Genomic DNA, 16,887 nt, shown 5'->3' with positions numbered 1-16,887 from the left:
CCATGAGCAACATCGACGACCTCAAGAGCACGGGGCTGAAGGCCACGCTGCCGCGCCTGAAGATCCTGGACATCTTCCAGAAGGGCGCGCAGCGCCACATGACGGCCGAAGACGTGTTCCGCGTCCTGCTCGAAGAGCGGTCGGACATCGGCCTGGCCACGGTGTACCGTGTGCTGACACAGTTCGAACAGGCCTCCATCCTCACGCGCAGCCATTTCGAGGGCGGCAAGGCGGTCTACGAACTCAACGAAGGCCACCACCACGACCACTTCGTCTGCACCAGCTGCGGCAAGGTCGAGGAGTTCTTCGACGAAGAGATCGAGCGGCGCCAGCAGCTCGTGGCCAAGCAGAAGGGCTGGGTGGTGCACGACCACGCGATGGCGCTCTACGGCCTCTGCAACGACTGCAAGCCCAAGAACGCGCGCTGACGCCACAGCAGCCCCAAGCCAGCAGACGCCGCGCAAGGGCCGCCCCGCCGCGCCGCTAGATCTCGCCGCGCTCCATCGCGTGGCGGTGCCGCTCGACGAACTCCTGGTAGGTGTCGATGCCGCGCAGCTGCAGGATGGTGTTGCGCACCGCGGCTTCTACCAGCACAGCGATGTTGCGGCCAGCCACCACCTGGATGATCACCTTCAGCACCGGCACGCCGAGCACGTCCTGCGTCAGCGGCTCGTACGGCAGGCGCTCGTAGTCGCGCTCCAGCGTCTCGCGGCGCACCAGGTGGACGATGAGGCGCAGCCGCATCTTCCGCCGCACCGCCGTCTCGCCGAAGATCGTGCGGATGTCCAGCAGGCCGATGCCGCGCACCTCCAGCAGGTTCTGCAGCAGCTCGGGGCACTTGCCCTCGACGGTGGTCTGGTTGATGCGGAAGAAGTCGACCGCATCGTCGGCCACGAGGCCGTGGCCGCGCGAGATCAGCTCCAGCCCGAGTTCGCTCTTGCCGAGCCCCGATTCGCCGGTAATCAGCACGCCCAGGCCCAGGATGTCCATGAACACGCCGTGCATCGTGGTGCGCTCGGCGAAGTGCTTGGACAGGTAGGCGCGCAGCACGTCGATCACGAAGGCCGACTGCTCGTGCGTGGCGAACATCGGTATCTGCGCGCGTTCGCACATCGACAGCAGCGCATCGGGCGGGCCCTGGCCGTCGGCCAGCACCAGCACCGGCGGCTCCAGCGTGACGATGCGCGAAATGCGGCGCGCGCAGTCCTCGGGCGTGGCGTTGGTCAGGTAGGCGATCTCGCGCTCGCCGAGCACCTGCACGCGGTACGGGTGGATGTAGTTGAGGTAGCCGACCAGGTCGGCGCCGGAGCGCGCGGCGCGCACGACGACCTCGTCGAAGCGGCGCTCGGAGGCGCCCAGGCCGGCGATCCATTCCCAGCGCAGCGCGGCGCGGAACTCCTCGAACAGTGCGTCGGCGTTGACGACGGGTGTGGGCTTCACGCGCGCAGGGAAACGGATGCGGTGAGCGGCGGCGGCGCGGCGCTCAGGCCGGCTGCGTCGAGCGCCAGTTGGCGATCAGGCCGTGCAGTTCGGCCGCGTCGGTCGAGCCCTTGATCTTCTCGCGCAGCGGCGCATCGCTCAGCAGCTCGGCGATCTCGGAGAGGATTTCCAGGTGCTTCTGCGTGGCCGCCTCGGGCACCAGCAGGAAGATCAGCAGGTTGACCGCCTGCTCGTCGGGGGCGTCGAAGCCGATCGGGTTGGCCAGCTGGAAGACCGCGGCCATGGGCGTCTTCAGGCCCTTGATGCGACCGTGCGGGATGGCCACGCCATGACCCAGGCCGGTGGAGCCGAGGCGCTCGCGTGCGAACAGGCTGTCGGTGATGAGGGCACGGCTCAGGCCATGCAGGCTTTCGAACAGCAGTCCGGCTTCCTCGAACGCACGCTTCTTGCTCGTCGCGTCGACGTTCACGAGGACTTGTGCTGCGGGCAGAATGGACGCGAGACAGTTCATGGCGGTACTGAGGCCGATTATGCACCCGCATGGTAATGGACCGGACTTCTTTGTGACAAAGTGAAAGGCCGCCCTTCGAAGGGCGGCCTTTCGTGCTTCCGGCAAGGGGGCAGCTTACATCAGGCGCTTGGGCGCTTCATGCTGATGGGTTTGCAGACGGTCCTTATGGCGCACGACCTGGCGGTCGAGCTTGTCCACGAGTTCATCCACCGCGGCGTAGAGATCCGCATGCGCGCTCTGCGCGAAGAGGTCGCTGCCGCGCACATGCACGTTGCATTCGGCGCGCTGGCGGCGCTGCTTCTCCTTCTGCTTCTCGACGGTGAGCAGGACGCGCACGTCGACCACCTGGTCGAAATGCCGCGTGATGCGGTCGAGCTTGGAAGTGACGTAGTTGCGCAGCGCCGGGGTGACCTCGAGGTGGTGACCGCTGATCGTCAGGTTCATGGAGCCTCCTGTTGCTCGGTGGGGAAAACCGTCCTGCCAGGACGCGGGACGGAAGGGATGGGAGAAGAAGGGTGGAACAAACGTTTTCGCATGGCGCGGTCAAGCCCACTATGCGCTGCTGCCCGGGCGAAATCAACGTCGCGCCAGAGACCCCAGAAGGCCGCCGGCAGGGCTTGGCAGCCGCGAACGCACGGATGAGAACGGCCCGTTTGCCCGGTACCGGTGCGGCCCGTCCGCCCACGCGTTGCCGCCCCGAAAGCCTGCTCGTACTCGACAGTAGCGGTGCCACAATCGCGGGCTTTCCCATCCTCCCAATCCCTGGAGCCCAGCCTTGGAAACCTACCCGAGTCGGTAGCTTTCGCCTCCCGAGCGTGCCCATCTTCGATGCGCCGCAGGGGACGAAAGCGCCTCGCCCTTCCCCCGCCTCCGACACGCACCACGACACCCGGGAGTGAGCCCATGCTCAATATCTTCACGCTCGCCAACGGCCGACTCGTCCAGGAAGAGATCGAGTCGCTGGAGGAGCTGGCCCGTTTCCAGCCGATCTGGGTCGATCTCGAATCGCCCACGCTCGACGAGAAGCGCTGGATCAAGCAGCACTACGGCCTGTCCATCCCCGAGGACGCGATGGACGAGGACATCGAGGAATCCGCCCGCTTCTACGAAGAGGACAACGGCGACCTGCACATCCGCAGCGACTTCCTGATCGACGACCACGACGAGCCGCGCTCCGTGCGCGTGGCCTTCATCCTCAACCAGCACAACGCCGAGCTGAAGAGCCGTGGCGTGCTGTTCTCGATCCACGACGAGGACGTGCCGGTGTTCCGGCTGCTGCGCCTGCGCGCGCGCCGCGCGCCGGGACTGATCGAGAATGCCAAGGCGGTGCTGCTGGCGCTGTTCGACGCCGACGCCGAATACTCGGCCGACACGCTCGAGGACATCTACGACCACCTGGAGAAGGTGAGCAAGCAGGTGCTCGCCGGGAACATGACCGACGAGCTGGCCGGCGAGGTGCTGGGCGCCATCGCGCGCCACGAGGACTTGAACGGCCGCATCCGCCGCAACGTCATGGACACGCGCCGCGCGGTGAGCTTCATGATGCGCAGCCGCATGCTCAACGCCGAGCAGTTCGAGGAGGCGCGGCAGATCCTGCGCGACATCGAGTCGCTGGACAACCACACGGCCTTTCTGTTCGAGAAGATCAACTTCCTGATGGACGCGACGGTCGGCTTCATCAACATCAACCAGAACAAGATCATCAAGATCTTCTCGGTGGCAAGCGTCGCGCTGCTGCCGCCGACGCTGATCGCGAGCATCTACGGCATGAACTTCAAGTTCATGCCCGAACTGGACTGGGCCTGGGGCTATCCGTACGTGCTGGCGCTGATGGTGGCGAGCGCCGTCGGGCCGATGCTCTATTTCCGCCGCAGGGGTTGGCTCAAGTAGCCTGCTGCGCCGCGAAGAAGCAGCGCAGGATCGCGCAGGCATAGCGGCCGGCCACCTCGGCGGCGAACGCGGGGAAGTCCACGTGCGCGGCCTCGTCGGCACGGTCGGACACGGTGCGCACCGCAGCGAATGGCAGGCCAGGGCGACGGCCGCGCTCTCCATGTCGACCGCGAGCGCGCCGGGCACGGCGCCGCGCAGCGCGGCGGCTTCAGCGGCGTCCGCGACGAAGCGGTCGACCGAGACGACCAGCCTGCGATGCACTTGCGGCGCATGCAGGCCGTGGTGCGCGCGGGCCTCGCCGCCGAGCAGGGTCGGCTCGGCCAGCGCGATGCGCGCGGCCCGTTCCAGCGCATCCGCCAGCGCCGCATCGGCGGCGAAGTGGGCCCGGCCGGTCAGCGGGACCTCGAAGCGCGGGAACAGCGGCGGGCAGGCCCTGCTGCTCTACGGGCAGCGCGCCGAGGATGGCGGTGGCGGTCATGCGGCATTGTGGCATCTCCACAGATACTCCCGCCCTGATGGTCCTGCAGTGCGCTTGATTCGCCCCCTGCCGACCTATACCCCCACTGCCGAAGCCAGTTCCTTGGCTCGGCCTGGTCAGATCAGCGATGCGGGATCCTCGGCCGCGACCACGTCGCGCGCCCAGGCCACCTGGCTGGCGGCATCGGTGCGCAGGATCTCCTGCTTGACCGCGAGGATCTGCGCGGGGTGCATCGAGAAGCTGCGCAGCCCCAGCCCCAGCAGCAGCCGCGTCATCGCGGTGTCGCCGGCCATCTCGCCGCAGACGCTCACGCCCTTGCCCTGGGCGTTGGCCTCGGCGATCACGTCGGCCACGAGGCGCAGCACGGCCGGGTGCAGCGGGTCGTAGAGATGGGCCACGGCCTCGTCGGCGCGGTCGATCGCGAGCGTGTACTGGATCAGGTCGTTGGTGCCGATCGAGACGAAGTCGAAGTAGCGCAGGAACTGCCGGACCATGATGGCTGCGGCCGGGATTTCGATCATCGCGCCTACGCGCGGCTCGCCCCGGGGGGCTCCGCGGTTGTCCAGCTCGGCGCGCGCATGGTCGAGCAGCGCGAGCGTGTGGCGGATCTCGCTGGCCGCGCCGATCATGGGGAACAGCAGATCCACCGGGCCGTGGGCCGCGGCGCGCAGGATGGCGCGCAGCTGCGTGCGGAACATGGCCGGGTCGGCCAGGCTCCAGCGGATGGCGCGCAGGCCGAGCGCGGGGTTGAGGTGGGTCGCCTCCTTGGGCGTGCGGTCCAGCGGCTTGTCGGCGCCGACGTCCACCGTGCGGATGGTGACCGGCAGGCCCTGCATGCCCTCGACCGCGCGGCAGTAGGCTTGGTACTGCTCCTCCTCGCCCGGCAGCCGGCCTTCGCGGCCCATGAACAGGAACTCGCTGCGGAACAGGCCGACGCCGGCGGCGCCGGCCTTGAGCGCGGCGGCGGCGTCCTCGGGCTGCTCGATGTTGGCCAGCAGCGCGACCTTCTCGCCGTCGAGCGTGATGGCCGGCGTGTGCAGCAGCCGCGCGAGCCGTTCGCACTCCAGCGCGCCCTGGCGCTGGCGAAAGCCGTACTCGGCCAGGATCATCGGCGGCGGATCGACGATGACGACGCCGGCGTCGCCGTCGATGATGACCCAGTCGTCCTGGCGCACCAGCTGGCTCGCGCTGCGCGTGCCTACTACCGCGGGTATGTCCAGGCTGCGGGCCACGATGGCCGTGTGCGAGGTCTTACCCCCCACATCGGTCACGAAGCCGGCGAACACGCTCTGCTTGAAGTGGAGCATGTCGGCGGGCGACAGGTCGTGCGCGACCAGCACGCGCGCGGCGGCCGCCGCCTCGGAGAGGACCGGGTCGCCGGCGCGGCGCGAGGGCACCGGCGGCGGCGGGGAGACCGGGCTGGCTACGCCCTTCATGTGGCGCAGGATGCGTTCGACCACCTGCTCCAGGTCGGCCACGCGCTCGCGCAGGTATTCGTCCTCCATCTCGCTGAACTGGCGCGCGATGATCTCGAGCTGCGCGGTCAGCGCCCATTCGGCGTTGTAGCGCTGGTCGACGATGAAGTGCTTGACGCCGCTGACCAGCGCCTCGTCCTGCAGCAACTGCACATGCACGTCGAGCAGCGCGCCGAGCTCGGGCGGCGCCTCGCGCGGCAACTCGGCCTGCAGGCGCTTGAGCTCCTCGATCACCGCGTTGCGGCTGGTGCGCACGCGCACGATCTCGGCGGCGACCTGGTCGGGCTGGAGGAAGTAGTGGGCCACGTCCAGCCGGCTCGACGTGACGAGCACGGCCCGCCCGATGGCGATGCCCCGGGCGACCGCGAGGCCGTGGATGGCGAAGGTCATGGCGCCTCCGCGCCAGGAACGAAGACGGCCGTCTTCATTCACCTTCTCCGAATTTGTCGTTGATCAGCCCCAGCAAGGCGGCCAAGGCCTCGTCCTCGCGCGTGCCGATCGTCTCGACCTCGACTTCGGTGCCAACGCCCGCGGCCAGCATCATCACACCCATAATGCTCTTGGCATTGACGCGCCGGTCGCCGCGGCTCATCCACACCTCGCACGGGAAGCTGCCGGCGAGCTTGGTGAGCTTGGCCGAAGCGCGCGCGTGCAGGCCGAGCCTATTGCTGATGGTGATGGTCGATTTCGACATGCTTGCGTCTCGTCTGGTTCTGGGGGGCCGCCACCGTCACCTGCATCACGCCCTGCGTGCCGCCGACCACAGCGCGCGACACCAGGGCGTCGAGCGCCTCGTGCCGGTAGCTCACGGTGCGCAGCAGCATCGGCAGGTTCACGCCGGTGATGAGCCTGGTATGCACGCCGTCCACAAGCTTCTGCGCCACGTTGCACGGCGTGGCGCCGAACACGTCGGTCAGCACCAGCGTGCATTCGGTACCGAGCTGGGCGAGCGCGATGCGCGCGGTGGCCAGGGTTTCATCCGGGCTCAGGTTGGGCTGCACGTCCACCGCCGCCACGCCGGGGCCGCAGTCCGGAAAGACATGCAGCGCGCACTGGCGCAGTGCGTAGGCCAGCGGCGCGTGGGCGATGATCAGGATGCTGTTGCTCATGGATGCAGGCGGTGCGTCGGGCATTATGGCCCGGCGTGCAGCCGCGGTCAGCGCGGTTCCACGGCACCGAAGAAGGTGTCGGCCGCGTCGCCGGCCAGCGGCTCGGCGCTGTAGACCACGGCCTGCACGACCTGGGCCGGCGCGCGGTCCGCCAGCACGCGCCATGCAGCCTGCGCGTAGACGGGGCGGCCATCGGGCCGGCGGCCCCGGGCCGTCAGCCGACCATCGTCCTCCTGCGCATCCGGCGCCGCCCGCATTGCCGCCAGCGCGGCCGATCGCCACGCGGCGACGACCTCTGCCGACGCCAGTCCCTCGGGCACGGCCGCATGGGCCACGGCGAACAGGCTGCCGCCGGCCTCGCAGCCCACCATGCGCAGGTGCAGCACGGCCGGACCGATCGGCAGATCGCGCTCGCCGTGGTCGGGTTTGCAGGGCAGCAGCACCTTCAGCCCCGCCTCGTCGAGCGCCACTTCACGCCAGTCGAGGACCGGAGAACAGGCCGCCAACACACCCGCCAGCAAAAGCAGCATCGACGAACGCGCGCCGATCACGCGACCTGCCGCAGAATGGCGCCGCCGCCGGCCAATCACACTGGTTAACATTCGACTCACAATCCCGGATTTTCCGCCGACTCCATGCCGCTCGACACTCCGCCACTGCCTGCCAGCGCCGCCCCGCCCCACGAACAGGCGGCGCTGCCTGCGGTCGAGTATGTCCTGGCCGGCGCGCTGGGCGCGCAGCTGTCGCAGCCGCTGTCGAGCATGGAGGACATCCTGCACGAACTGCTCTCCAGCGGCCGCATCTCCCGGCCCCAGGTGCAGTCGCTGCTGGCGTCGCTGGGCGTGGCCCGCGGCGTGGCGCGCCAGAGCCAGCAGCTGGCCCGGCTGGCGCAGGGCCCGCTGCGCCAATCGCACGAGCAGATCGACCTGGACGAGGTGGTGCGCCAAGCCCTGCAGGACCGCAGCGCCCTCTTCCTGGCCCGCGACGTGGAAGTGCTGCCGCGGCTGCGGCCGGTGGAGGTCGTGCTCGACCCAGGCCTGCTGGCGGGCCTGCTCGATGCGGCCTTCGCCTGGGCCACGGCCCAGGGCACGCGCATGGTCGTCTCGCTGGAGGTGCGCGACGAGCCGCAGCGCGCGCTACTGCAGTTCAAGGTGCTGCCGCGTGATGCCGGCAGCGGCACAGCCAACGCCGACCCGGCCGGCGCGCTGAGCTGGCACCTGCTGGCCGCGCTGGCCCAGGCCATGGGCGTGGCCGTCAACCATCAGCGTTCGGCCGCGCAGCTGCTGCTGGGGCTGGAATTCGATCGCACGGTGGCGCAGCTGCAGTCGCTGGGCCTGGGCGACGCCGAGACGATGACCGACTCGATCATCTCGCACCCCTATGCCGAATCGCGCAGCTTCGCCGCCATGCGGGTGCTGCTGGCCACGGCCGACGCACAGCTGCGCGCCGATGCCGAGCAGATCTGCCGCTCGTTCAGCCTGCCGGTCGAGCATGCCGATTCGCCCGAGGCCGCGCTGCGGCGCTGTAGCACCTCGGACGGGCCGCGGCTGGTCATCCTCGACGCGCGGCTGCAGAACGGGATCGCGGCCGACGCCTGGCGGGCCCGGCTGCACGCGGCGCGCCCGGGCCTGGTCGTGATCGACATCGTCGAGGACGCGCCGGCGCTGGCCATGCCCGGCTGGCTGGGCGAGCCGGTGGTGCGCGTCGGCCTCCACGCGCTGGCCGCCGAGCTGCCACAGGTGCTGGCGCAGGAGTTGTCCAAGCTGCTGTAGCCGCGCGCGCAGAACTTTTCCCTGGGTCCAGGACTCTGCCCGCCGGCAGGCACGCCGCCGCCTTTTGCCTTAACCTCGGCCCTACCATGTCCACCTCTTCCCTCACCAGGCGCCTGCTGCTGGGTGCCGCTGCCGCTGCGGTCGTCGCCGGTGGCACGCTGGCCTTCGTCGGCACTGGCAACGCCGCGGCCCCGGATTCGGAATTCGTCCTGCTCGACGGCTCCCGCACGTCCACGGCCAACCTGCGCGGCAAGGTGACGCTGGTGAACTTCTGGGCCACGAGCTGCACCACCTGCGTGGGCGAGATGCCGCGCATCGTCTCCACCTACGAGAAGTACCGCGCCCGGGGCTTCGACACGCTGGCGGTGGCCATGAGCTACGACCCGCCGAGCTACGTCGTCAACTATGCGCAGACGCGCAAGCTGCCGTTCTCCGTCGCGATCGACAACACCGGCGCCGTGGCCCGCGCCTGGGGCGACGTGAAGCTCACGCCGACCACCTACCTGGTCGACAAGCGCGGCACCATCGTGAAGCGCTACGTGGGCGAGCCGGATTTCGCCGAACTGCACGCGCTGATCGAGAAGCTGCTGGCCCAGCAGGTTTGAGCCTTCGCCCCGTTTCCATGAAAAAGCCGGCGCATGCGCCGGCTTTTTGCATGCCGCGACCGCCAGATCAGTTGCGGTAGGCGTCGTGGCAGGCCTTGCACGAGGCAGCGGCCGGGCCGATGGCGGCCTTGATGGCGTCGAGGCTGCCGGTCTTGGCGGCCGCCGCCAGCTTGTCGAGTTCGCCTTCCGCCTTGACCGCCAGCTCCTTGAACCTGTCCTGCTCCTTCCAGATGGCCGGCCTGGCCTTGCCGCCTTCGGTGCCCGGGCCGAAACCGGCCCAGAGCTTGCGGATGATCTCGGCAGCCGCGGCGGCGCTGTCCGCAGCGATCCTGGCATCGAACGGCGCCTTGCCGCTGGCGATGTTGCCGACGCGGCCGAAGTTGTCGCGCAGTTCCTTGAACGTGTCCTGGCGGTACTTGATCGCATCGGCCGGCTGCGCGAACTGCGGCTGGGCCAGCGCCGGGGCGGCCGTGGTCGCCGCGATCGCGGCAAGGACGAGGGAAGCAATCGTCTTCATGACTCTTTCTTTCGTGGAGTTGTCGCGGCCGCAGCCGGCATCGCCGGGACGGCCGGCATGCCGTCTGTCGGAAGCGCCCGCCGTCATGCGGCAGGCGCTCGCATCATCTACCATTTCCGGCCGTCGCATCGGTCATAAAGAAATTCATGCCCCACACCAAACGCATTTGGGACCTTCCGACCCGGCTTTTCCACTGGACCCTGGCCGCCAGCGTCATCGCCCTCGTAGCCACCGCCAAGGTCGGCGGCGCCGCGATGGACTGGCACTTCCGGCTCGGCTACCTGGTGCTGGCGCTGCTGCTGTTCCGCTTGGTCTGGGGCTTCGTCGGCGGCCACTGGTCGCGCTTCGTGAACTTCCTGCCGCTACCGCACCGCACTTTGGCCTATCTGCGCGGCCGCGCCGAAGTCCATGAGGTGGCCGGCCATACGCCGTTGGGCGCCTGGTCGGTGCTCGCGCTGCTGCTGGTGCTGGCCGTGCAGGTGGTGTCGGGCCTGTCGACCGACGATGCGATCTCGTTCACCGGCCCGCTCGCACCGCATGTGCCGAGCGGTTTCGTGGACTGGGCCTCGGGCTGGCACAAGGGTACCGGCCAGTGGCTGGTGATCGGGCTGGTCGTGCTGCACGTAGCCGCGGTGTTGGTCTACCTGCTGACCAAGGGCCGCAACCTCACGCGGACCATGCTGACCGGCGACGGCCCGGCCGATGCCAGCGTGCCGGCATCGCGCGACTCGGCCGGCACCCGCCTGCTGGCATTGGTGCTGGCCCTGGCGGCGGGTGCTGCAGCCTACGGGGTCTACCGGCTCGGCTAAACTGGCTCGCTTCTGCCCGCCGTCTGCGCCTGTTGTGACCACGCCGTCCGTCGAACTGATCCATCCGAGCGAGCCCGAACACTGGGAGGCCGTGCGTGCCATCTTCCGCGAGTACGCCGGCACGCTGACGGTAAGCCTGGACTTCCAGGATTTCGAGGAAGAACTCCGCACCCTGCCCGGCGAATACGCCCCGCCGCGCGGCACCCTGCTGCTGGCGAGCGTGGACGGCGAAATCGCCGGTTGCTGCGCACTGCGGCCGGCCGACAACGTCGACTATGCCGATGCCTGTGAGATGAAGCGGCTGTACGTGCGCCGCGCCTTCCGCGGCTTCGGCCTGGGGCGCCAGCTGGCCGAGGCCGCGCTCGATGCGGCGCGCCGGGCAGGCTACGACTCGGTGCTGCTCGACACGCTCGACGAGATGGAAGCGGCGCGGGCGCTGTACGAGGACCTGGGCTTCAGCGAGATCCCGCCCTACTACCACAACCCTATCGCCGGCGCGCACTACCTGCGCGCCGTGCTCTGACACGCTCTCACGGCACCTGCCGCCGGGGCGGCGGGACGTGGACACCGAAGCATCGGCGGCGCCCATGAAAAAAGCGACCTTCTCGCGAAGGTCGCTTGTTTTCCATGGAGCCGGGCCATGGCGCCGCCGTGGTCCTCGGGCGGTCTCAGACCACCACGGCCTTCTCGACCAAGCGGGTCGCGACCCAGTTCTTGGTCTTGGAGATCGGACGGCTCTCGGTGATCTCGATCACGTCGCCGACCTTGTACTCACCGTTTTCGTCATGGGCGTGGTACTTGCTCGACTTCGCGACGATCTTGCCGTAGAGCTCGTGCTTCACACGGCGCTCGACGAGCACCGTCACAGTCTTTGCGCGCTTGTCGCTGACAACCTTGCCAACCAGGGTGCGCTTGAGGGATTTTTTAGCTTCCGTCATGTTCGCGTCCTTAAGCCTTCGCGGTTTCAGCGGCTTGCTTCTCAGCAAGGATGGTCTTCGCACGGGCGATGTCACGGCGCGTGGTGCGCAGCGTGGCGACATTGCCCAGCTGTTGCGTGGCCTTCTGCACACGCAGGCCGAAGTGCGCCTTCTGCAGCGACTTCACTTCTTCCTGCAGGCCGGCGACGTCCTTCTTGCGCAGTTCAGCAGCTTTGGTCATGGTCGTTCTCCTGATCAAGCGCCGAGCTGGCGGGCGACGAACGTGGTGCGCAGCGGCAGCTTGGCGGCAGCCAGGCGGAACGCTTCGCGGGCGAGTTCTTCGGGCACGCCGACGATCTCGTAGATCACCTTGCCGGGCTGGATCTCGGCCACGTAGTACTCCGGGTTGCCCTTGCCGTTACCCATACGGACTTCGGCGGGCTTGGTGGAGATCGGCTTGTCCGGGAACACACGGATCCAGATGCGGCCGCCGCGCTTGACGTGGCGGGAAATCGCACGGCGTGCGGCTTCGATCTGGCGGGCCGTCAGGCGGCCGCGGTCCGTGGACTTCAGGCCGAAGTCGCCGAACGCCACCGAGTTGCCACGGGCGGCAACGCCGGTGTTACGGCCCTTCTGCTCCTTGCGATACTTTCTGCGTGCGGGTTGCAGCATGGTATTTCTTCCTCAGGCGTTAGCCAATTACTCGGCCTTGGCACCGTCAGCTGCTGCAGCTGGCGCGGCTACCTTGCGGACGCGCTGAACGGCGGATTTGGCGCCCGCACCGGCTTCGGCGGGCTTGTCGCTGCCATCGGCCGGCGCGGTGTTACCACCGGCAGGACGGGCATCGCGGCGCGGGCCGCGGCGGTCGGAACCGGGGCGGTCGCCGCCACGGCCGTCACGACGCGGGCCGCGCGGGCGGCGCTCGTCTTCCGGACGCGGCGTTTCCACGGCGGGCAGGTCGTTGCGGCCCAGCGTGTCGCCCTTGTAGACCCAGACCTTGACGCCGATGACGCCGTAGGTGGTCTTGGCTTCCGAGGTGCCATAGTCGATGTCGGCGCGCAGCGTATGAAGCGGCACGCGGCCTTCGCGGTACCACTCGGTCCGTGCGATCTCGATGCCGTTCAGACGACCTGCGGACATGATCTTGATGCCCTGGGCGCCCAGGCGCATCGCGTTCTGCATTGCACGTTTCATGGCGCGGCGGAACATGATGCGCTTTTCGAGCTGCTGGGTGATCGAGTCGGCGATCAGCTTGGCATCGATTTCGGGCTTGCGCACTTCCTCAATGTTCACTGCAACCGGCACGCCCAGGCGGACGGCGAGTTCCTTCTTCAGGTTCTCGATGTCCTCGCCCTTCTTGCCGATCACGACACCCGGACGAGCCGAGTAGATCGTGATGCGGGCGTTCTTGGCAGGGCGCTCGATCACGACACGCGAGACGGCGGCGTTCTTCAGCTTGCCACGCAGGTACTCGCGCACCTTGATGTCTTCGGCCAGCTTGCCCGCGAAGTCGCGGTTGCTGGCGTACCAGCGGCTGGACCAGTTGCGGCTCACCGAAAGACGGAAGCCGGTCGGATGGATTTTCTGTCCCATAGTCTTCCAGCCTCTATCAGTTGCCGACCGTCACGTACACATGGGACGTGGGCTTGCTGATGCGGTTGCCACGGCCCTTGGCGCGTGCGGTGAAGCGCTTGAGCGTTGCGCCTTGCTCGACGTAGATCGTCTTGACGCGAAGCTCGTCGATGTCGGCGCCGTCGTTGTGCTCGGCGTTCGCGATTGCGGACTCCAGCACCTTCTTGATGATGACGGCGGCCTTCTTCTGGGTGAATGCCAGAATGTTGAGGGCCTGGTCGACCTTCTTGCCGCGGATGAGGTCGGCGACCAGACGGCCCTTGTCGACCGAGAGGCGGACGCCGCGGAGGACTGCACGTGTTTCAGACATGTCTGTGCTCCTTACTTCTTCTGGACTTTCTTGTCCGCGGGGTGACCCTTGAAGGTGCGCGTCAGGGCGAATTCGCCCAGCTTGTGACCCACCATCTGGTCGGTGACATAGACCGGCACGTGTTGCTTGCCATTGTGCACGGCAATGGTCAGGCCGATGAACTCGGGCAGGACCAGCGAGCGACGCGACCAAGTCTTGATCGGCTTCTTGTCCTTGGTTGCGACGGCCTTGTCGACTTTGGCAACCAGGTGGTGGTCGACGAACGGACCCTTTTTGAGAGAGCGAGTCATGTGCCAGCCTCTTACTTCTTGCGACGCGACACGATGAAGACCTGCGTGCGCTTGTTGTTGCGGGTGCGATAACCCTTGGTGAGATTGCCCCACGGGTCCACAGCATGGCGGCCTTCGCCGGTACGGCCTTCACCGCCACCGTGCGGGTGGTCGATGGGATTCATGGCCACGCCACGCACGGTCGGGCGGATGCCCCTCCAGCGCTTCACGCCGGCCTTGCCGAGCTGGCGCAGGCTGTGCTCTTCGTTGGCCACTTCGCCGATCGTGGCGCGGGCGTCGATGTGCACGCGGCGCACTTCGCCCGAGCGCAGGCGGACCTGCGCGTAGATGCCTTCGCGGGCCAGCAGGGTGGCCGAAGCGCCTGCCGAGCGGGCGATCTGCGCACCCTTGCCGGGCTGCAGTTCGATCGCGTGGATCGTCGAGCCGACGGGGATGTTGCGGATCGGCAGCGTGTTGCCGGCACGGATCGGCGCCTCGGAGCCCGACAGCAGCGTCGTGCCCGGCTCCACGCCACGCGGAGCGATGATGTAGCGGCGCTCGCCGTCGGCATACACCACGAGGGCGATGTGGGCCGAACGGTTCGGGTCGTATTCGATGCGCTCGACCTTCGCCGGGATGCCGTCCTTGTTGCGGACGAAATCGACAACGCGGTAGTGGTGCTTGTGACCACCGCCCTTGTGGCGCACAGTGATGTGGCCGTTGTTGTTGCGGCCGGCCTTCTGGAACTGGGGCTCCAGCAGTGCGGCATGCGGCTCACCCTTGTACAGGTGGTCGCGCGTGACCTTCACGACGGCACGTTGGCCGGGCGAGGTCGGCTTGAGTTTGACGACTGCCATGATTTAAGCGGCCTCCCCGGACAGGTTCAACTTCTGGCCTTCCTTGAGCGTGACATAGGCCTTGCGGATGTTGTCGCGGCGGCCGAAGGTCTTGCCGAAGCGCTTGGCCTTGCCCTTGATGTTGACCACGGAGACACCCTTGACCTCGACCTTGAACAGCAGCTCGATGGCGGCCTTGATCTCGGGCTTGGTGGCGTCGCGCAGCACCTTGAACGTCACGGCGTTGCTCTTCTCGCCGACCAGCGTGGCCTTCTCGGACACGATCGGTGCGACCAGAACCTGCAGCAGACGTCCTTCGTCGAATTGGACGGCGCTCATGCGAACAACTCCTTGAGCTTGTCGACGGCGCCCTTCGTGACGAGCACCTTCTTGAAATGCACCAGCGACACCGGGTCGGCATAGCGCGGCTCGACCACGAGCACGTTGGTCAGGTTGCGCGAAGCCAGGTACAGGTTCTCGTCGATCTCGTCGGCGATCACCAGCACGGACTCGGCACCCAGCGCCTTGAAGCGGGCAGCCAGCGGCTTGGTCTTGGGCGAGTCGACCTTGAACGATTCGACCACTGCCAGGCGGCCTTCGCGCACGAGCTGCGACAGGATCGTGGCGATGCCTGCACGGTAGGCTTTCTTGTTGACCTTGTGCGTGAAGTTTTCGTTCGGCAGGTTCGGGAAGATCCGGCCGCCCCCACGCCACAGCGGCGAGGAGGTCATGCCGGCGCGGGCGCGGCCCGTGCCCTTTTGCTTGAACGGCTTCTTGGTCGAGTGCTTGACCTGTTCGCGGTCCTTCTGGGCGCGCGTGCCCTGGCGGGCGTTGGCCTGGTAGGCAACGACCAACTGGTGCACCAGGTCTTCGTTGTATTCACGACCGAACAGCGTCTCGGGGGCTTCCAGCGTGGAAGCGACCTGGCCTTGGTCGTTCAGGAGTTCGAGCTGGGGCATCAGTTCGCTCCCTTGGATTCTTTGGCCTTGACGGCGGGACGCACGGTCACGAAGCCGCCCTTGGAGCCGGGCACGGCGCCGCGGACCAGCAGTAGCTGGCGCGCTTCGTCCACGCGGACGATGTCGAGGTTCTGGACGGTGACGGTGACGTCGCCCAGGTGGCCGGACATCTTCTTGCCGGGGAACACGCGGCCCGGATCCTGCGCCATCGAGATGGAGCCCGGAACGTTGTGCGAGCGGCTGTTGCCGTGGGAGGCGCGCTGCGAACCGAAGTTGTGGCGCTTGATCGTGCCCGCGAAGCCCTTGCCGATCGAGGTGCCCTGCACGTCGACCTTCTGGCCGGCAGCGAACACGTCGGCCGCGGGAATGGCAGCACCGGCGGCATACTTGCCCGCGGTCTCGGCCGTCACGCGGAATTCCTGGATCAGTTCACCGGCTTCGACGCCTGCCTTGGCAAGGTGGCCGGCTTCCGGCTTGGTGACGCGCGAAGCCTTGCGTGCACCGAACGTGACCTGCAGGGCCACGTAGCCGTCGTTCTCTTGGGTTTTGACCTGGGTCACACGGTTGTTGGACACGTCCACCACCGTGACGGGCACTGCGTCCCCGTCGTCGGTGAACAGGCGAAGCATGCCCACCTTGCGGCCCAGCAACCCGAGGGAGTTGCTCAGACTCATTGGTTTTCTCCAAAACTTCCGCCGCCGCGACTTCAATTGGCCACGGCGTTGCGATTGCGAAAGAAGGGTTGATGAAACTCCGCCTGGCAGGGCGAGCGCAAAAAGAAGCACCCGCCAAAAAGGCGAAGCCGCGAAGTATAACGCGAGCCGCCCTTGCGGGCAAGCTCGCGTCAGGAATGGCGAACGCCGGCATCCGCCAGCGCCGCGCCGCTGCAGGACCCCGGGGGTTACTGCAGCTTGATCTCGACGTCCACGCCGGCCGGCAGGTCCAGCTTCATCAGCGCGTCGACGGTCTTGTCGGTCGGGTCGACGATGTCCATCAAGCGCTGATGCGTGCGACTCTCGAACTGGTCGCGGCTCGACTTGTTGACGTGCGGCGAACGCAGGATGTCGAAGCGCTTGAGGCGCGTCGGCAGGGGCACGGGACCCTTGACGATGGCGCCGGTGCGCTTGGCAGTGTCGACGATCTCGGCGGCGGACTGGTCGATCAGCTTGTAGTCGAAGGCCTTCAGGCGGATACGGATCTTCTGCTTGGACATGATCTGTGTTCTCTTCGGCGATTACTCGATGATCTTGGCAACCACGCCGGCGCCGACGGTGCGGCCGCCTTCGCGGATGGCGAAGCGCAGGCCTTCTTCCATGGCGATCGGGGCGATCAGCTTGACGGTGATCGACACGTTGTCG

At 67.6% G+C, this 16,887-nt stretch carries 25 protein-coding genes and 2 pseudogenes; 6 read left to right on the top strand and 21 right to left on the bottom strand.

Features of this window, described 5'->3' with window-relative positions; genetic code table 11:
• The first annotated feature begins 2 nt into the window (after window positions 1–2).
• Window positions 3–428, top strand: coding sequence for a ferric iron uptake transcriptional regulator (gene fur, locus GAK38_RS16915; protein WP_325346105.1), 426 nt, complete (start codon window positions 3–5; stop codon window positions 426–428).
• A gap of 55 nt (window positions 429–483) precedes the next feature.
• On the opposite strand, the gene hprK is transcribed toward fur, so the two are convergent.
• From hprK to hpf, 3 genes are all read right to left on the bottom strand, one after another.
• Window positions 484–1,440 (bottom strand): HPr(Ser) kinase/phosphatase, encoded by a 957-nt coding sequence (hprK, locus tag GAK38_RS16910; RefSeq protein WP_325346103.1) that lies wholly within the window; start codon window positions 1,438–1,440, stop codon window positions 484–486.
• 43 nt (window positions 1,441–1,483) lie between these two features.
• Window positions 1,484–1,951, bottom strand: a complete 468-nt coding sequence (locus GAK38_RS16905) for a PTS sugar transporter subunit IIA (RefSeq protein ID WP_325346100.1) — start codon at window positions 1,949–1,951, stop codon at window positions 1,484–1,486.
• Between the two features lie 114 nt (window positions 1,952–2,065).
• Window positions 2,066–2,395: a ribosome hibernation-promoting factor, HPF/YfiA family gene (gene hpf / locus GAK38_RS16900; protein WP_325346098.1), complete on the bottom strand. Its 330-nt coding sequence runs from the start codon at window positions 2,393–2,395 to the stop codon at window positions 2,066–2,068.
• Between the two features lie 459 nt (window positions 2,396–2,854).
• On the opposite strand from hpf, the gene corA reads away from it, so the two are divergent.
• Complete coding sequence (gene corA / locus GAK38_RS16895) at window positions 2,855–3,841, top strand: magnesium/cobalt transporter CorA (protein WP_325346096.1); 987 nt, start codon at window positions 2,855–2,857, stop codon at window positions 3,839–3,841.
• Between the two features lie 180 nt (window positions 3,842–4,021).
• Here the strand turns inward: corA and GAK38_RS16890 are convergent.
• The 5 genes and pseudogenes from GAK38_RS16890 to GAK38_RS16870 form a co-directional block, all read right to left on the bottom strand.
• Window positions 4,022–4,237: pseudogene (locus GAK38_RS16890) on the bottom strand (5'-methylthioadenosine/adenosylhomocysteine nucleosidase); the annotation flags it as partial.
• A 198-nt stretch (window positions 4,238–4,435) separates the two neighbouring features.
• Entirely contained in the window at window positions 4,436–6,184 is a 1,749-nt protein-coding gene (gene ptsP, locus GAK38_RS16885) for a phosphoenolpyruvate--protein phosphotransferase (protein ID WP_325346094.1), read from the bottom strand.
• 34 nt (window positions 6,185–6,218) lie between these two features.
• Window positions 6,219–6,488 (bottom strand): HPr family phosphocarrier protein, encoded by a 270-nt coding sequence (locus GAK38_RS16880; RefSeq protein ID WP_325346092.1) that lies wholly within the window; start codon window positions 6,486–6,488, stop codon window positions 6,219–6,221.
• A complete protein-coding gene (locus GAK38_RS16875) occupies window positions 6,457–6,903 on the bottom strand; it encodes a PTS sugar transporter subunit IIA (RefSeq protein WP_325346090.1) in 447 nt (148 codons plus the stop codon). Before GAK38_RS16875 ends, GAK38_RS16880 begins: the two co-directional genes overlap by 32 nt.
• 47 nt (window positions 6,904–6,950) lie before the next feature.
• Window positions 6,951–7,433 (bottom strand): hypothetical protein, encoded by a 483-nt coding sequence (locus tag GAK38_RS16870; RefSeq protein ID WP_325346088.1) that lies wholly within the window; start codon window positions 7,431–7,433, stop codon window positions 6,951–6,953.
• A 105-nt stretch (window positions 7,434–7,538) separates the two neighbouring features.
• Here GAK38_RS16870 and GAK38_RS16865 point away from each other — a divergent pair, with 105 nt between their 5' ends.
• Together GAK38_RS16865 and GAK38_RS16860 are read left to right on the top strand one after the other, a co-directional pair.
• Window positions 7,539–8,675, top strand: a complete 1,137-nt coding sequence (locus GAK38_RS16865) for a hypothetical protein (RefSeq protein ID WP_325346086.1) — start codon at window positions 7,539–7,541, stop codon at window positions 8,673–8,675.
• A gap of 86 nt (window positions 8,676–8,761) precedes the next feature.
• Window positions 8,762–9,280 carry a peroxiredoxin family protein gene (locus GAK38_RS16860; RefSeq protein WP_325346084.1) on the top strand — a complete coding sequence of 173 codons (519 nt, stop codon included), beginning with the start codon at window positions 8,762–8,764 and terminating at the stop codon, window positions 9,278–9,280.
• A gap of 67 nt (window positions 9,281–9,347) precedes the next feature.
• Here the strand turns inward: GAK38_RS16860 and GAK38_RS16855 are convergent, their stop codons facing one another.
• A complete protein-coding gene (locus tag GAK38_RS16855) occupies window positions 9,348–9,797 on the bottom strand; it encodes a c-type cytochrome (RefSeq protein ID WP_325346082.1) in 450 nt (149 codons plus the stop codon).
• A 146-nt stretch (window positions 9,798–9,943) separates the two neighbouring features.
• On the opposite strand from GAK38_RS16855, the gene GAK38_RS16850 reads away from it, so the two are divergent.
• A complete protein-coding gene (locus GAK38_RS16850) occupies window positions 9,944–10,606 on the top strand; it encodes a cytochrome b/b6 domain-containing protein (protein WP_325346080.1) in 663 nt (220 codons plus the stop codon).
• 34 nt (window positions 10,607–10,640) lie between these two features.
• Entirely contained in the window at window positions 10,641–11,129 is a 489-nt protein-coding gene (locus tag GAK38_RS16845) for a GNAT family N-acetyltransferase (RefSeq protein WP_325346078.1), read from the top strand.
• 145 nt (window positions 11,130–11,274) lie between these two features.
• Here GAK38_RS16845 and rpsQ read toward each other — a convergent pair whose 3' ends face one another.
• The 12 genes and pseudogenes from rpsQ to GAK38_RS16785 all read right to left on the bottom strand — a co-directional run.
• Window positions 11,275–11,544: a 30S ribosomal protein S17 gene (rpsQ, locus tag GAK38_RS16840; RefSeq protein WP_325346076.1), complete on the bottom strand. Its 270-nt coding sequence runs from the start codon at window positions 11,542–11,544 to the stop codon at window positions 11,275–11,277.
• 10 nt (window positions 11,545–11,554) lie between these two features.
• Window positions 11,555–11,764, bottom strand: a complete 210-nt coding sequence (gene rpmC / locus GAK38_RS16835; RefSeq protein WP_325346075.1) for a 50S ribosomal protein L29 — start codon at window positions 11,762–11,764, stop codon at window positions 11,555–11,557.
• 14 nt (window positions 11,765–11,778) lie between these two features.
• Window positions 11,779–12,195, bottom strand: a complete 417-nt coding sequence (gene rplP / locus GAK38_RS16830) for a 50S ribosomal protein L16 (protein ID WP_325346073.1) — start codon at window positions 12,193–12,195, stop codon at window positions 11,779–11,781.
• A gap of 27 nt (window positions 12,196–12,222) precedes the next feature.
• A complete protein-coding gene (rpsC, locus tag GAK38_RS16825; RefSeq protein ID WP_325346071.1) occupies window positions 12,223–13,116 on the bottom strand; it encodes a 30S ribosomal protein S3 in 894 nt (297 codons plus the stop codon).
• A 16-nt stretch (window positions 13,117–13,132) separates the two neighbouring features.
• The gene (gene rplV, locus GAK38_RS16820) at window positions 13,133–13,465 is read right to left on the bottom strand and encodes a 50S ribosomal protein L22 (RefSeq protein WP_325346069.1); all 333 of its coding nucleotides are present in this window, start codon (window positions 13,463–13,465) and stop codon (window positions 13,133–13,135) included.
• 11 nt (window positions 13,466–13,476) lie between these two features.
• Window positions 13,477–13,755, bottom strand: coding sequence for a 30S ribosomal protein S19 (gene rpsS, locus GAK38_RS16815; RefSeq protein WP_325346067.1), 279 nt, complete (start codon window positions 13,753–13,755; stop codon window positions 13,477–13,479).
• 11 nt (window positions 13,756–13,766) lie between these two features.
• Window positions 13,767–14,591, bottom strand: a complete 825-nt coding sequence (rplB, locus tag GAK38_RS16810) for a 50S ribosomal protein L2 (protein WP_325346065.1) — start codon at window positions 14,589–14,591, stop codon at window positions 13,767–13,769.
• 3 nt (window positions 14,592–14,594) lie between these two features.
• A complete protein-coding gene (gene rplW, locus GAK38_RS16805) occupies window positions 14,595–14,909 on the bottom strand; it encodes a 50S ribosomal protein L23 (RefSeq protein WP_325346064.1) in 315 nt (104 codons plus the stop codon).
• The gene (gene rplD, locus GAK38_RS16800; protein WP_325346062.1) at window positions 14,906–15,529 is read right to left on the bottom strand and encodes a 50S ribosomal protein L4; all 624 of its coding nucleotides are present in this window, start codon (window positions 15,527–15,529) and stop codon (window positions 14,906–14,908) included. Before rplD ends, rplW begins: the two co-directional genes overlap by 4 nt.
• Complete coding sequence (rplC, locus tag GAK38_RS16795) at window positions 15,529–16,203, bottom strand: 50S ribosomal protein L3 (protein WP_325346060.1); 675 nt, start codon at window positions 16,201–16,203, stop codon at window positions 15,529–15,531. Before rplC ends, rplD begins: the two co-directional genes overlap by 1 nt.
• A 227-nt stretch (window positions 16,204–16,430) precedes the next feature.
• The gene (rpsJ, locus tag GAK38_RS16790) at window positions 16,431–16,742 is read right to left on the bottom strand and encodes a 30S ribosomal protein S10 (RefSeq protein WP_325346058.1); all 312 of its coding nucleotides are present in this window, start codon (window positions 16,740–16,742) and stop codon (window positions 16,431–16,433) included.
• 21 nt (window positions 16,743–16,763) lie between these two features.
• Window positions 16,764–16,887 (bottom strand): annotated as a pseudogene (locus GAK38_RS16785) (elongation factor Tu); the annotation flags it as partial.

The organism is Xylophilus sp. (genome assembly GCA_009914555.1).
Taxonomy (GTDB): Bacteria; Pseudomonadota; Gammaproteobacteria; order Burkholderiales; family Burkholderiaceae_C; genus WNDY01.
This window is presented reverse-complemented; position numbering and strand designations above follow the sequence as displayed.

Bases quoted from the DNA above. Each gene is read 5' to 3' on its own strand.
- fur (WP_325346105.1), top strand. From the start codon at position 3: ATGAGCAACATCGACGACCTCAAGAGCACGGGGCTGAAGGCCACGCTG.
- GAK38_RS16905 (WP_325346100.1), bottom strand. From the start codon at position 1,951: ATGAACTGTCTCGCGTCCATTCTGCCCGCAGCACAAGTCCTCGTGAAC.
- hpf (WP_325346098.1), bottom strand. From the start codon at position 2,395: ATGAACCTGACGATCAGCGGTCACCACCTCGAGGTCACCCCGGCGCTG.
- corA (WP_325346096.1), top strand. From the start codon at position 2,855: ATGCTCAATATCTTCACGCTCGCCAACGGCCGACTCGTCCAGGAAGAG.
- ptsP (WP_325346094.1), bottom strand. From the start codon at position 6,184: ATGACCTTCGCCATCCACGGCCTCGCGGTCGCCCGGGGCATCGCCATC.
- GAK38_RS16880 (WP_325346092.1), bottom strand. From the start codon at position 6,488: ATGTCGAAATCGACCATCACCATCAGCAATAGGCTCGGCCTGCACGCG.
- GAK38_RS16875 (WP_325346090.1), bottom strand. From the start codon at position 6,903: ATGAGCAACAGCATCCTGATCATCGCCCACGCGCCGCTGGCCTACGCA.
- GAK38_RS16870 (WP_325346088.1), bottom strand. From the start codon at position 7,433: ATGCTGCTTTTGCTGGCGGGTGTGTTGGCGGCCTGTTCTCCGGTCCTC.
- GAK38_RS16865 (WP_325346086.1), top strand. From the start codon at position 7,539: ATGCCGCTCGACACTCCGCCACTGCCTGCCAGCGCCGCCCCGCCCCAC.
- GAK38_RS16860 (WP_325346084.1), top strand. From the start codon at position 8,762: ATGTCCACCTCTTCCCTCACCAGGCGCCTGCTGCTGGGTGCCGCTGCC.
- GAK38_RS16855 (WP_325346082.1), bottom strand. From the start codon at position 9,797: ATGAAGACGATTGCTTCCCTCGTCCTTGCCGCGATCGCGGCGACCACG.
- GAK38_RS16850 (WP_325346080.1), top strand. From the start codon at position 9,944: ATGCCCCACACCAAACGCATTTGGGACCTTCCGACCCGGCTTTTCCAC.
- rpsQ (WP_325346076.1), bottom strand. From the start codon at position 11,544: ATGACGGAAGCTAAAAAATCCCTCAAGCGCACCCTGGTTGGCAAGGTT.
- rpmC (WP_325346075.1), bottom strand. From the start codon at position 11,764: ATGACCAAAGCTGCTGAACTGCGCAAGAAGGACGTCGCCGGCCTGCAG.
- rplP (WP_325346073.1), bottom strand. From the start codon at position 12,195: ATGCTGCAACCCGCACGCAGAAAGTATCGCAAGGAGCAGAAGGGCCGT.
- rpsC (WP_325346071.1), bottom strand. From the start codon at position 13,116: ATGGGACAGAAAATCCATCCGACCGGCTTCCGTCTTTCGGTGAGCCGC.
- rplV (WP_325346069.1), bottom strand. From the start codon at position 13,465: ATGTCTGAAACACGTGCAGTCCTCCGCGGCGTCCGCCTCTCGGTCGAC.
- rpsS (WP_325346067.1), bottom strand. From the start codon at position 13,755: ATGACTCGCTCTCTCAAAAAGGGTCCGTTCGTCGACCACCACCTGGTT.
- rplB (WP_325346065.1), bottom strand. From the start codon at position 14,591: ATGGCAGTCGTCAAACTCAAGCCGACCTCGCCCGGCCAACGTGCCGTC.
- rplW (WP_325346064.1), bottom strand. From the start codon at position 14,909: ATGAGCGCCGTCCAATTCGACGAAGGACGTCTGCTGCAGGTTCTGGTC.
- rplD (WP_325346062.1), bottom strand. From the start codon at position 15,529: ATGCCCCAGCTCGAACTCCTGAACGACCAAGGCCAGGTCGCTTCCACG.
- rplC (WP_325346060.1), bottom strand. From the start codon at position 16,203: ATGAGTCTGAGCAACTCCCTCGGGTTGCTGGGCCGCAAGGTGGGCATG.
- rpsJ (WP_325346058.1), bottom strand. From the start codon at position 16,742: ATGTCCAAGCAGAAGATCCGTATCCGCCTGAAGGCCTTCGACTACAAG.